Consider the following 12,605-nt stretch of genomic DNA (forward strand, 5'->3'; position numbering starts at 1 on the left):
TCCGGACGGAAGGCCGACAGCCGTAGAAGTGCCGACAGTTGTAGAACGGCCGACAGCTGTCGAAAGGCCCACAGCCGTAGATCTGCCCAGCCGACAGCACGCAGCATGCGTCCGCGGCGCGTGGAGAGTAGGAGCGATCTCGGTCCTGCCGGACAGGGCGTACACCTTCGGCGCGCACGGAGGCAGCAAGGGAACTCCTCGGAACCGTCCCCGCTTCCGGCCCACGGCGGCTCGTCGTCCGTGAAGACGGGGATCACGCCCTGAATCCTGACGTCGCAGGCCAACGCCTGTCCAAGCCCGCCTCTTTATCGCTCGATCGAGGGCCTCTATCGAACCGCTGGGGCCTGTCGCAGTGGGATCGCCAGCGTCGCTTGGAGTCCGCCGCCGACAGCGTCTCCCAGGGTGAGGGTGCCGCCGTGGAGTTCTGCCTGCTGCTGTACCAGGGCGAGTCCGAGACCGGAGCCGTGGCTGCGGGGCCGACGGCCTCGTGCGAAGCGTTCCTTGACGGCTTCCCGTTCGTCGGCGGGGATGCCGGGCCCGTTGTCGGTGACGGAGAGGTAGGACAGCGACGAGTCCCATACGAGTGATGCGTGGACCTGCCCGTGGGGTTGCCGGCCGTGCAGGGCCGCGTTGTTGAGCAGGTTGTCCACGGCCAGCCGCAACCCGGCGGGCCAGCCCTGCACGCGCGGAGCGCTGCCGGCAGCGACGGACAGGGAATAGGTGGTCGTGGGATGCCGGTGCTGCGCGTGTCGTACGGCTTCATCGAGCAGCGCCGGCAGATCCACCGCGGCACGGGGCGGGAGCGCACCGGCATCTCCGCGGGCGAGGATCTGCAGGCCCTCCAGCAGTGTCGTGATGCGGTGATGCTCGACGACCATCGCGTCGAGGGCTTCCTGCCGCTGGGCGGCGGGGAGTTGTGGGTTGCGCTGCAGGGTTTCCAGGTTCATGCCGATGGTGGTGAGGGGGGTGCGCAGCTCGTGCCCGGCGTCGGCGGTGAAACGGCGAGTGGCGTGCATGCTCGTCTGGAGCTGGCCCAGCATGCGGTTGAGGGAGGCGGACAGGTCCGCGACCTCCTGCGGCCGGGTGACTGTGGGCAGTTCCTGATGGGTATCGGCGGGGCGGATGCGTTGCGCGCCGGTACGGAGCCGCTGCAGAGGTTGCAGGACCACTCTGGTGATCAGCCACACGCCGCCTGCCGTGAACAGCATGGACAGCACGGCGACGCCGGCCACGATGCGGGTGTTGTCGGCCAGCCGTTGCTCGATGGGGCCGAGGTCCTGCAGCACCTGGAGGCGTTCGCTGCCGGTGTCTTCCACGGGCTGCACCAGGGAACGCCAGGTCTGACCACCGGCCCGGATGGTGCTCAGGCCGTCCGAGGTGGGGACGGGGATGTCGACCGTGAGCTCGTCGCCGCGCTGGGCGATGATCTCGTCGCCGGAGATGAGCCGGACCAGGGACTGGCTGCCGGCGAGGAGGCCGCCGTAGTCGTCGCTCCCGACCCGGTCGGCGCCGTCTCCCTGGGAGAGGAGCTTGTCCGCGTCCTCCTGGACCTTGGTGGCGCGGGCGGTGAGCTGCCGGTCGACGTCGGTGCGGTCACGGTGGTCGATGCGGTCCACGATGACGAGGCCGGCGACGCCGACCACGAGCACCACCAGGAGGGCGACGCTCGCGGTGATCTGTGAGCGCAGGCTGCGCGGCAGGGGGAGCCTCATGTCCGCAGCGCGAATCCGACGCCGCGCACCGTCTGCAGGATCCGCTTCTCGCCGCCGGCCTCGAGCTTCCTGCGGAGATAGCCGATGAAGACGTCGACCACGTTGGTGTCCACGTCCCAGGTGTAGCCCCACACCTGCTCAAGGAGCTGGGCGCGGCTCAGGACCTGCCCCGGACGCTGGGCGAGCGCCGCCAGGAGATCGAATTCGCGTGTGGTGAGCCCCAGCTCACGGCCCGCGCGCGTGGCCTCCCGGCGGGCGGGTTCGATGGTGAGGTCGCCCAGCAGGAGAGGGCGCTGCCGACTGCCCTCGTGGAGGCGGACCAGGGCGTGCAGCCGGGCGGCGAGCTCGGCGACCGAGAAGGGCTTGACCACGTAGTCGTCGGCGCCGGCCGCCAGTCCCGCCACCCGGTCGTCGACCTCGTCGCGTGCGGAGAGCATGCACACCGGGATGGTGCGCCCTTGCAGCCGCATACGCCGTACCGCCTCCACCCCGCTGATGCCGGGCATGACGACGTCCAACAGGACGACCGAGGGCAGCTGCGCGGCGATCGCGTCCAGACCGGCCTCCCCGTCGGGGGCCTCATGGACGTCGAAGCCCTCGACGGACAGTCCCAGCCGCAGTGCCTGGCGGACGCCCTGGTCGTCGTCCACCACAAGCACCAGTGGCTTTCGCCGGGAAACCGACATCGCCCCTCACTTTCCGTGCCGGGCGGGACACCCAAGCCGTATCGCGATCGCGGATGACCGGGCCCGGACCGGCCGGACGGGCCCGTCCGGCCACCCACGACCAGGATGGCCGATCTTTCACAAAACAGATTAAGAACGGCGCGGCCACGCCGCTGCCTGCGCCTCCTCGAACGCACCAGGCCGTCTCGAAGGCGCCACGCCTTCTTAAAGACGCCACAAAAACGCCCTCCACGCTGGTCGTCGAAGCGCCCACCAGGGTGCCTGTCACCCCCGTCACATGTCCGAGGGAAGGTAGTGATGACCACATCCAATGCGGCGGCCACCGGCCACCGAAGGCCGCCCGCGCCGCAGCGTGGCGCCCTCAGGTTGGGCCTCGCCGACCTGTTGGGGCCGGCCGCCATCGCCTCAGTGGTCGCCGTCGTATTCCTCTGGATCCGCAATCAGGGCCTGCTGAGCCTGACCACCGTGGACACCGCCGTCGGATCGCTCGGCCTGCTCACCGGGCTGGTCTCCGCCGATCTGATGCTGCTGCAGGTCGTGCTCCTTGCCCGGATCCCCTGGGTCGAGCGGTCCTGGGGCCACGATCTGCTCACCCGGCGGCACCGCTGGATCGGTTTCGCGTCGTTCTGGCTGATGATGGCGCACGTCGTGCTCTTCGCCGTACAGCGCATTTCCCGGGACCCGGCCAGTGCGCTGGACGAGCTGTGGAAGCTGTTCATCACCGACCCGTGGATGCTGTTCGCCACCATCGGCACCATCGCGGTGATCATGGTGGTCGTCACGTCCGTCCGGGCGGCCCGCCGCAGGCTGCGGTACGAGTCCTGGCACCTGCTCCACCTGTACGCGTACCTCGGCGTCGCATTCACCTTCCCGCACATGCTGGAGGACGGCGCCGACTTCCACGAGGCCTGGGCCCGCACCTACTGGTGGACCCTGTATCTGTTCGCCGCGGGCGTCACCGTCCTCTACCGGCTCGGCTGGCCCGCCTGGCGCTCCCTCTACCACCGGCTGCGCGTGGCAGAGGTACGTCCCGAAGGGCCGGGGATCTTCTCCGTCACCATGCGCGGACACCGGCTGGACAGGCTGCGCACCGAGTCCGGACAGTTCTTCATCTGGCGCTTCCTCGACGGCCCGGGCTGGTCCCGCGGCAATCCGTACACCCTCTCCGCGGCACCCACAGCCGACCGCCTGCGGATCACGGTGAAGATCGCCGGAGACGGAAGCGAGCGCCAAGCCCGCCTCAAGCCCGGCACCCGCGTTCTGATCGAAGGCCCGTACGGCACGCTCACGGCACGGCAGCGCCGACACCCCCGCATGCTCCTCATCGCCGCCGGTATCGGCGTCACCCCCATGCGTGCCCTGCTCGAGGACACCGCCTACGCCCCCGGGGAAGCAGCCCTCCTCTACCGCTACACCGAGGGTGAACACGCCGTGTTCGCGGACGAGTTGAGGCAGATCGCCGCCCGGCGCGGTGTCGAGCTGCACTTCATGCCAGGCCCCCGCCGTGCCGACGACTCGTGGCTGCCGGCAGGCGTCGGCACCCGTGCCGATGACGCCCAAGTGCTCAAGGAACTCGTCCCGGACATCGCCGATCGCGATGTCTATGTCTGCGGTCCGCCCGCCTGGCTTTCAGCGGTCCGCAAGGCAACCAGGTCCGCAGGCGTGCATCGAGACAGTCTGCACACCGAGGAATTCGCCTGGTAATCCGCAATCCTGCAATCCCGCAATCCACGATCCGCAATCCGGTGGAGTCCGGTGGAATCCGCCAACCGTAATTCGCAAATACCCGAAGGAGTAATGATGCGCCGCATCACGCTTTGGCTCACGGCCACCCTCGCCGTGACCGCCCTTCTCTTCGCCTACCAGCTCAACCTTTCCGGGAGTGGTGCGAAGGGAGGCGAGACCAAGAACGAGGAACCCGTCGCGACGGCCTCTGCCAGCCCTGGCGCCGACGCGTCCGCAAGCCCCGCCGACCAGGCGAAGTCCGGTGACGACACACCGGGCGACGGCGAGCATGTCGGCAAGCCCGGCGAGAACAAGTAGCTCACCGTCTTACATCCTGCCGGCAATTTCCGACAGTTACTGGGACCGTCCTGGTCGGAACCGACGGTCCCAGTAACCCGCCATTCAGCAAGGCGAAGGTGCCCACGTGACGACCTCGACCGCATCAGCTGCTCTGACAGAAGCTCTGGCATTTCTCCGGCAGTTCACCCGAACCGCGAAAATGACGGGATCCATCGCGCCCAGCGGAGCTGCCCTGTCCCGTGCCCTCACCCGCCACGTCCAGCCCGGCAGCCCGGACCAGCCGCGTGCCGTGCTGGAAGTCGGACCGGGCACCGGAGCCGTCACCCGCCACCTCGCCCAACGCCTCGGCCCCAACGACACCCTCGAACTCGTCGAGGCCAACCGCCCGTTCGTCGACCACCTGGCGGCGGCTCTGCGGCACGACTCACGGCTGGCAGCCATCGCTCCCCGTACGCGCCTGCACCACGGCCTCGTCCAGGACCAGCAACTCGGGCACTACGACCACATCGTGTGCGGGCTGCCCTTCGCGAACTTCCCGCCCTCGCAGATCGAGGCCGTCGTCCGCCAACTCCTCGCGTCGCTCAGACCTGGTGGCCGGCTTTCCTTCTTCAGCTACATCGGAGGCCGGGCCGTGCAGCATCTCAATCCCCGGCAGGCTCTCTCCCGGCGAGCACTGCGCGAGGCCATAGACCTCCATGTGGTCGGCAGCGAGATCGTCGTCTCCAACGTGCCCCCGGCGTACGTCCATCACCTCCTGGTCCCCGCCCCGGCCCGCTGCCGCTGCGGAGCGCTTCCGCAAGCGTGAAGAGCCGAGCCACCTCCGCCGGCTCCGTGCCGAACGACCTCGGAGAACAAGACATGGCAACAACCACCGCCGACGACGGTCCGAGCATTCTCGTAGTCGATGACGAAGAGCCAATTCGCCTCGCGCGTCCTGACCTTCGCCGGTCTGCGCATGGACACAACGAACCGCCGGGTGACTCGCGACGGCCGTCATCTGCACCTGACACGAACCGAGTTCGCCCTGTTGGAACTCTTCCTCGCGCGTCCGGGCCACGTACTGACACGGGAGTGGCTGCTCAAGTCCTTGTGGGGTGAACAGGGCGGACCCACGTCCAACACCGTTGACGTGTACGTCATGTACCTGCGCCGCAAGCTTGAGGCGGGCGGCTACTTCTTCTCCGTACCTGGAGCCGGCATGTGGGTGCCCTGCTCCCTGTCGTTGTCCGTGGGTACCGCAGGGTTGTAGGTCAGACCGCCGGCATTGACCAGGTAGCAGACGACCAGGCCGACAGCGGACAGGACCAGAGCACTCCACAGGGTGATGCGATGCATGACGGGGTCGCTCCTTGGATCAGAGACGGTTACCAGGCGAAGACTTCGGTGTGTATGTCTTCCTCGCGGACGCCCGCGCGGCGCAGTGTCTCGTGGACCGCGGAGGCCCACGGGGGAGGGCCGCACACGTAGACGTCCCGGCAGGTCAAGTCGGAGACGGCGTGACGCAGTACGGGGATCTCATCGGGTTGTGCACCGAAGTCGGCCGGCAGCCATGAGCCGTCGGAGCCGCGTCCTCCGGGCAGCAGGACCAGGTCGACGCCGCGGCGGGTGACGAGCTCCTGCAGCTCCGCTGTGAAGAGCCGGTCGTCCTCGCTGCTGAAGCGGTAGATCAACGTGGCCTCGCCGGAGCCGTATCGCGTGTCCTCCAGCAGTGCCCGCAACGGCGTGATGCCGATTCCGGCCGCGAGGAGCAGCATCTTCGGCCAGCGGCGCCGACGCGCGGTCATGGTGCCGTACGGCCCTTCGATCAGCGCACGGGTACCGGGCCGCAGCGTGGCGGCGCGGGCACTGCCGTCGCCGGACTCCCGGACCGAGATGCGGAGCCGGTCGTGTTGAGGTGCGGCGGACAGGGCGTAGGGGTGGCCGTGGGTCCAACCGGGTCCGTCCATGAAGCGCCAGATGAAGAACTGCCCCGACTTGGCGTGCAGCCGGTCCAGTTGACGGCCCGTCAGTGAGATCGACACCACGCCGGGCGCCTCGCTGCTCACTTCCTCGACCCGGAGCCGGTGGTACAGGGACCGGTACAGCGGCAGACCGAGGCGGAAGGCCAGGATGCAGGCAGCGGCGAGGATGTATTCGGTCCACAGATAAGCGCGTGCCCACTGCGCGTGGAACTCCGGACCGGTCACCAGCATGTGCGGCAGGATGAGGATCAGGCCGAGGTAGGTGTAGAGGTGCAGCAGGTGCCAGCCTTCGAAGCGCAGGCGCCGACGTGCCCAGCGCATCGACGTGACCATGACGCCGATGATGAGGACGGTGCCGACGGTGGCCGCGAGCATCCACGGTTCAACTACGTAGAGCTCGTAGGTCCGTTGCCAGGCGACGGACCAGTCGCGGGAGACTCGCTCCAGGGTCTGGGCGACGAGGTGCGCCATCATGAACCAGAAGGACGCGAACCCGATCCAGCGATGCTGCCGAGCCAGGCGGTCGTGCCCCCAGGCTCGTTCCACCCATGGGATCCGCGCCATGAGGACGACCAGCAGGAGCATGAGCTGGGTCGCGACGAGTGAGGACAGCAGCCCCAGCATGCCGACGGTGGACTTCATTCCCAGCGGCAGGGGCAGCCCGTGGTTCAGCAACCACAGCGCGACAGGGGCGACGGTCGTAAAGACTGCGAGGGTGCCGAGCAGGTCTCCCCACCCGGGCCTGTACCGCTTTGGACGTGGTGACGTTCCGTCCGGGGGCTGGGGCGATCGGTCCGGTGATACCTGATGAATCGTTCCCATGGACACCCTCTCATCACACCCGAGGCCCGTAGCCCATTCCCGCTATGCGGATGGCGCTGCGCGAATCAGGATGATGGAGTTTTTTGTGACCACTTTAAGAAGGGCCACCCGTTCGTCCGGACCGAAACTCGCTGGCGGGCTCGAGTCCTCACCGACGAACATGGCGCGCATGAGTGACCAACCCGCACGATGGAGCCAGGCGACCGTCTACCCCGACATGTGGGCGGACCCGGACGATGACCCCCGCGGCGCCGAAGATGTGCATCCGGAAGGCGAGCTTGCGACGCTGCTGGACTTCCTGGCGAACTACCGTCTGACCCTGCGGATGAAGTGCGAGGGCCTGGACGCGGAGCAACTGGCCCGTCGGTCGGTTCCGCCGTCGACGATGTCGCTGCTGGGCCTGCTTCGGCACCTCGTCGAGGTGGAACGGGACTGGCACAACTGGATCGGCGACGGTGATCCGCTGCCGAAGCTGTACGGCGAACGCGACGCGGACTTCGACGGAGCTGTCGCCGATCAGGCCGTGGTCGAAGCCGCGTACTCCGATCTGGCGCGCGAGCAGGCCGCGACCGACGCCGCGCTGGCCGAGCACCCGGATCTGGGCGAGCGTCTGGGGGAGGACGGGATCACGGTTCGGGGGCTGATGGTGCACAGGGTCGAGGAGTACGCCCGTCACTGCGGGCACGCCGACCTGTTGCGCGAGTGCATCGACGGAAGGGTTGGCCAGTAACGAGGGCCGGAGCTGTCCGGCGCCGTAGCCGCGCTGCGGTCACAGCGCGGTGCGCACCTCACACGCTTCTCCGTAACGTGTGAGGTGCGCGGTTGGTGAGAAGCCCGGGTCATCGGCCGCTCGGGATCAGTTCCATTCGAGCGTGATCTTCGTGACTTCGCCCTTGGCGGCCGGAGCCGAGAGCTTGAGCTCGCCGGACCGGACCTTGGTGAAGGTCCAACTCTTCTTCTTGTCGCTCTCCTTGTAGGTGCCGGAGGTGAACTGCTTGCCGCCGACGCTCAGTTTCCAGGTGTGCTTGATGTCCCTGGAACCGCTGGCGTCGACGGCCACTGTCACGGTGCCGCCGCGGAAGGCCTTCGTGGCGACAGAGGTGCCCTTGCTGACCTTCGACGTGCTGGGAAACCCGGTGCTTTGCCGCGCTCGGCGCCGCTTCTGCCGCGGCAGTTGCGCCGGCGGTCAGTGCGAATGCCGCGATGGTCGCCATGGCGGTGGCCTTGGTCAGACTTGGGTACCGGCGAGCGCGATGCGCGATGATGGTGGCCATGGCGTTGTCGACGGCGTTCACGAAACTGTTCGGGGTGCGGCATCCGATCGCGCTGGCACCGATGGGCGGGTCCGCCGGTGGCGCGCTGGCGGCGGCCGTCTCGCGCGGTGGCGGGCTCGGACTGCTGGGTTCCGCGAACGGGGATCCGGACTGGCTGGCCCGTGAAGTGCCCCTCGTCGAGCAGGGTACCGACAAGCCCTGGGGCATCGGCTTTCTGACCTGGCAGCTCGAAACCCCGGCGGTCGAGCGGGCATTGGAACACCAGCCCAGGGCGGTGATGTTCTCCTTCGGCGACCCGAGCCCGTACACCGAACGCGTCCGCCGGGCAGGCGCGGCACTCATCATCCAGGTCACCGACCTGGAAGAGGCCCGGCAGGCCCTGGACTTGGGCGCCGACGTCATCGTGGCGCAGGGCAGCGAGAGCGGTGGGCACGGGGCCCGGCACGGGCGGTCCACCCTCCCGTTCGTGCCGGTGGTGGTGGATCTGGCGGCACCGGTGCCGGTGCTGGCGGCCGGCGGGATCGCCGACGGCCGCGGGCTGGCGGCAGCCCTGGCCCTGGGGGCCGCGGGTGCGGTCATAGGCACCCGCTTCCAGGCCACCGCCGAAGCCCTGGTCCACCCCTCGATCGCCACCGCGATCGTCGAGGGGCACGGGCAGGACACCGAGCGCAACCGCGTGCTCGACATCGCCCGCGGCTCCCGGTGGCCCTCCCGGTACACCGCCCGCACCCTGGGCCATCGCTACCTCGACCAATGGCGCGGCCGGGAAGCGGAACTCGCCGCGGACGCCCAGGCTCAGCGGGCGTATCAGGACGACGTGGCCCGAGGCGACGTGCCGCCGCTACCCGTCTGGGCAGGTGAGGCGGTCGACCTCATCAACGACCAGCCACCCGCGGCCGACCTCGTCGGCACCCTGGCCACACAGGCCGAGGACGCCCTGAACCGGGCGGGAAGGCGCTGAGCACAACACCCGACAGCCGCGGCTACGACAGGTCCCGACAGTCGCGGCCACGACAGGTCCCCACTGCCGCCGGCTCTCCGACAGATGCTCACTCTTCGTCGGAACGTCAGACCGACGCCAGCCTCAGAAGCAGATCGGCGACCCTCCTCGGCTCTGTGATCATCAGGTCGTGGCCCGTGTCGATGTCCCAGACCCGGCCGGCCTCCTGCGCGAGCTTCATCCGCTCAGGGTCGCGGTAGGGCAGCGTCGAGGTGCACACGATCTGGCTCTGCGGGATCTTCCACAGCTGCTCCTCGTTCTCCAGGCGCAGCCTCTGGTCGAAGCACTTGTACGGGTGCGGAGTCAGCTTCGACTGCAGCCAGGCGATGTCCTCCGGGTCGGTCACCCCGTAGTTCGGGATCGGCTCGGTGCCGGGGAACAGCACGAGTTCGACGCCGTCGACCACCTTGCCCTGGGCGCGGGCTGCCGCCATCAGCTCCGGGGCTATGTCGGCGAGGGACTCACCGTTGTACGGGGTGATGGAATCCAGGTAGACGAGATGGCCGATCCGGTCGATGGCGCGGTCGGCGGCGCCGGTGATGACCATTCCTCCGTAGCTGTGGCCCACCAGGATCGCGTCGCTGAGGTCTTCGTAGCGAAGCCCCTGGGTGATGTCCTGGATCTGGAGGTCCAGGTCGACGGCGGGGCCGACCAGATGCGCCCGCTCGCCCAGACCGGTCAGGGTGGGCGTGTACACCTTGTGCCCGGCCGAACGCAGGATCCGCGCGACGCGCTGATAGCACCATCCGCCGTGAGCACCCCCATGGACCAGGACGTACGTGGCGGTCCTCTTCCGCCGGTTCGCCTGTGAACGTGCGCCGCCCGGCTGCGCTTCCGCGTTGCCAGGGCGTGCGCGTTCCACAAGGGAGAGCAGGATGAGCCATCCGGGCGCCGTCGCGCTGCTGCTCGTACGCCTGGTCCTGGGCGTCGTCATGATCGTGCACGGCCTCAACCACTGGCGCGGCGGCGGCCGTATCGAAGGCACCGCCCGCTGGTTCACCGGCCTCGGTCTGCGGCACGGCACCTTGCAGGCCTGGATGAGCGTCGTCACCGAGATCGGAGCCGGCGCGCTGCTGCTGCTCGGCCTGCTCACACCGCTGGCGTCCGCGGCCGTCATCTCGGTGATGCTGGTCGCCGGACTCCTCGCACACCGCCGCAACGGATTCTTCGTCTTCAAGGACGGCTACGAGTACGTCCTCACCCTCGCCGCGGTGTCCCTGGCGCTGGCCGTACTGGGACCGGGGCGGCTCTCGCTGGACGAGGCGAGCGGCATCGAGATGACCGGCTGGGCGGGTGGCGGTCTGGCACTCGGGGCGGCCGTGGCGGCGACAGCGGGGCTGCTCGCCGCGTTCTGGCGCCCCGGTCCGGCACCGGAACCCGAGCCTTCCACCAACGAACCCCTTGAGCAGGAGGCCCGCTGATGCGCGTCGGTTTCATCGGACTGGGCAGCCAGGGCGCCCCCATGGCGCGCCGGATCATCGACGCGGGCTTCGAGACGACGCTGTGGGCACGCCGCCCGGCCACGCTCCTGCCCTTCGCCGACACCGCGGCCAAATGCGCCTCGTCGGCGGCGGACCTCGCCTCCGTCAGCGATCTCGTCTGCGTCTGCGTCGTCGACGACGCAGACGTCGAGGAGGTCATCACCGGATCGTCCGGCGTCCTGACCGGGCTGCGCAGAGGGGGAGTGATCGCCGTGCACAGCACCGTCCACCCCGACACCTGCCGACGCCTCGCCGATCGCGCCCGGGCCCGCGGTGTCACCCTCATCGACGCACCCGTCAGCGGTGGCGGGCCGGCGGCCGCCGAGGGCCGTCTGCTGGTGATGGCAGGGGGCGAACAAGGCACCGTCGCGTTCTGCCGCCCCGTGTTCGCCACCTACGGCGACCCGGTCGTGCACATGGGCCCGCTCGGGACCGGACAACTCGCGAAGCTCCTGAACAACGTCCTGTTCACCGCCAACCTCGCCACCGCGGCCGACACCCTCGCGCTCGGCCGGGACCTCGGCGTCGACCCCGCGGCCCTCGCCGCCGCCGTCACCCACGGCAGCTTCGCCCTGAACCGGGTCGCTGCCGTCGGCGGCACCCTCGACCGCATCGCCGCCCACGCCGGGCCCCTGCTCAGCAAGGACGTCCGCCTGGTGACCGACGTCGCCGTCACCGCGGGCGCCGCCTCCGGCACCGTCGTCGCGGCGGCCGACGCGGCACTCGCACGGATGAACAACCACCACCCCTGAGCCCACCGCCGTCGGGTCCGACGGGCGAGTGTCAGTGCCGGGTGCCACGCTGGGGTCACTCAGGAACTGCGAAGGGAAATCGCTGTGATCACCACTGATTTCGTCCCCGGCTCCCCCTGTTGGCTCGACCTCGGCGCACTCGATGTTCCGGCTGCCGCGGCCTTCTACGGCGCGGTGCTCGGCTGGGACTTCGAGTCCATGGGAGAGGGCGAGGACATGGAGGGTGGGATGTTCCGGAAGGACGGCAAGATCGTCGCCGGACTCGGCAAGCTCACCGAGGAAGGCGCCCGCCCGGCCTGGATGATCTACTACAGCGTCGCCGACGCGGACGCCACGACGAAGGCCGTGGAGCGCGCGGGCGGCACGGTGCGGGTGGCGCCGAGGGACCTCGACCGCTGGGGCATTATGGCGCAGTACACCGATCCGTCGGGCGGCCAGTTCGCCGTCTGGCAGCCGGGGAAGAACAAGGGCGTCGAGCTGGTCGACGAGCCGGGCTCGCTGTCCTGGACCGAGCTGTACACGAGCGACACCGCGGCCGCGAAGGAGTTCTACAGCGGGGTCCTCGGCTGGCAGTTCAGCGACATGGAGATGCCGGGCGGCGGCGGCACGTACACCCTCGTCACTCCCGCCGGACTCCCCGAAGAGCGTATGCACGGCGGCCTCGTCGAGGTCCGCGAGGAGGATCTCACCCTGGCGAACGGGCGTCCGTACTGGCACCCGGTCTTCGCCGTCACCGACTGCGACGCCGCGGTCGCCAAGGTCACCGAGAAGGGCGGCAGCGTGCAGATGGGTCCGGCGGACGTGGAGGGTGTCGGCCGGCTGGCCGTCTGCCTCGACCCGTCGAACGCGGATTTCGTGGTCCTCGCCCCGGCCGAGAGCTGACCCCCGCGTC

General features: G+C 69.2%; 13 protein-coding genes and 1 pseudogene. 9 read left to right on the plus strand and 5 right to left on the minus strand.

Features of this window, described 5'->3' with window-relative positions:
• Positions 1–326: 326 nt before the first annotated feature.
• Both OG219_RS41240 and OG219_RS41245 read right to left on the minus strand, forming a co-directional pair.
• Complete coding sequence (locus OG219_RS41240) at positions 327–1,712, minus strand: HAMP domain-containing sensor histidine kinase (protein ID WP_266835554.1); 1,386 nt, start codon at positions 1,710–1,712, stop codon at positions 327–329.
• The gene (locus tag OG219_RS41245) at positions 1,709–2,398 is read right to left on the minus strand and encodes a response regulator transcription factor (protein WP_266835556.1); all 690 of its coding nucleotides are present in this window, start codon (positions 2,396–2,398) and stop codon (positions 1,709–1,711) included. Before OG219_RS41245 ends, OG219_RS41240 begins: the two co-directional genes overlap by 4 nt.
• Before the next feature lie 297 nt (positions 2,399–2,695).
• Between OG219_RS41245 and OG219_RS41250 the strand changes: the two genes are divergently transcribed.
• The 4 genes and pseudogenes from OG219_RS41250 to OG219_RS41265 all read left to right on the plus strand — a co-directional run.
• Positions 2,696–4,102, plus strand: coding sequence for a ferredoxin reductase family protein (locus tag OG219_RS41250; protein ID WP_266835558.1), 1,407 nt, complete (start codon positions 2,696–2,698; stop codon positions 4,100–4,102).
• Between the two features lie 96 nt (positions 4,103–4,198).
• Entirely contained in the window at positions 4,199–4,441 is a 243-nt protein-coding gene (locus tag OG219_RS41255) for a hypothetical protein (RefSeq protein ID WP_266835560.1), read from the plus strand.
• A 181-nt stretch (positions 4,442–4,622) separates the two neighbouring features.
• On the plus strand, positions 4,623–5,228 hold the full coding sequence (locus OG219_RS41260) for a class I SAM-dependent methyltransferase (protein WP_266835562.1): 606 nt from the start codon (positions 4,623–4,625) through the stop codon (positions 5,226–5,228).
• A 126-nt stretch (positions 5,229–5,354) separates the two neighbouring features.
• Positions 5,355–5,672: pseudogene (locus tag OG219_RS41265) on the plus strand (winged helix-turn-helix domain-containing protein); the annotation flags it as partial.
• 115 nt (positions 5,673–5,787) lie between these two features.
• On the opposite strand, the gene OG219_RS41270 reads toward OG219_RS41265, so the two are convergent.
• Positions 5,788–7,026, minus strand: a complete 1,239-nt coding sequence (locus OG219_RS41270) for a ferredoxin reductase family protein (RefSeq protein WP_266835564.1) — start codon at positions 7,024–7,026, stop codon at positions 5,788–5,790.
• 340 nt (positions 7,027–7,366) lie between these two features.
• Between OG219_RS41270 and OG219_RS41275 the strand changes: the two genes are divergently transcribed.
• Positions 7,367–7,936 (plus strand): DinB family protein, encoded by a 570-nt coding sequence (locus OG219_RS41275; protein ID WP_266835566.1) that lies wholly within the window; start codon positions 7,367–7,369, stop codon positions 7,934–7,936.
• A 126-nt stretch (positions 7,937–8,062) separates the two neighbouring features.
• Here OG219_RS41275 and OG219_RS41280 read toward each other — a convergent pair whose 3' ends face one another.
• Complete coding sequence (locus OG219_RS41280) at positions 8,063–8,272, minus strand: hypothetical protein (protein WP_266835568.1); 210 nt, start codon at positions 8,270–8,272, stop codon at positions 8,063–8,065.
• A 206-nt stretch (positions 8,273–8,478) separates the two neighbouring features.
• Here OG219_RS41280 and OG219_RS41285 point away from each other — a divergent pair, with 206 nt between their 5' ends.
• A complete protein-coding gene (locus OG219_RS41285; RefSeq protein ID WP_266835570.1) occupies positions 8,479–9,441 on the plus strand; it encodes a nitronate monooxygenase family protein in 963 nt (320 codons plus the stop codon).
• 106 nt (positions 9,442–9,547) lie between these two features.
• Here OG219_RS41285 and OG219_RS41290 read toward each other — a convergent pair whose 3' ends face one another.
• Positions 9,548–10,342 carry an alpha/beta fold hydrolase gene (locus tag OG219_RS41290; protein ID WP_266835572.1) on the minus strand — a complete coding sequence of 265 codons (795 nt, stop codon included), beginning with the start codon at positions 10,340–10,342 and terminating at the stop codon, positions 9,548–9,550.
• Between the two features lie 13 nt (positions 10,343–10,355).
• On the opposite strand from OG219_RS41290, the gene OG219_RS41295 reads away from it, so the two are divergent.
• From OG219_RS41295 to OG219_RS41305, 3 genes are all read left to right on the plus strand, one after another.
• A complete protein-coding gene (locus OG219_RS41295) occupies positions 10,356–10,901 on the plus strand; it encodes a DoxX family protein (RefSeq protein ID WP_266835574.1) in 546 nt (181 codons plus the stop codon).
• Entirely contained in the window at positions 10,901–11,713 is an 813-nt protein-coding gene (locus OG219_RS41300; RefSeq protein WP_266835576.1) for an NAD(P)-dependent oxidoreductase, read from the plus strand. Before OG219_RS41295 ends, OG219_RS41300 begins: the two co-directional genes overlap by 1 nt.
• An 84-nt stretch (positions 11,714–11,797) precedes the next feature.
• Complete coding sequence (locus OG219_RS41305; RefSeq protein WP_266835578.1) at positions 11,798–12,595, plus strand: VOC family protein; 798 nt, start codon at positions 11,798–11,800, stop codon at positions 12,593–12,595.
• Positions 12,596–12,605: the final 10 nt, after the last annotated feature.

Origin of the sequence: Streptomyces sp. NBC_00038, assembly GCF_026343635.1 — a bacterium.
Taxonomy (GTDB): domain Bacteria; phylum Actinomycetota; class Actinomycetes; order Streptomycetales; family Streptomycetaceae; genus Streptomyces.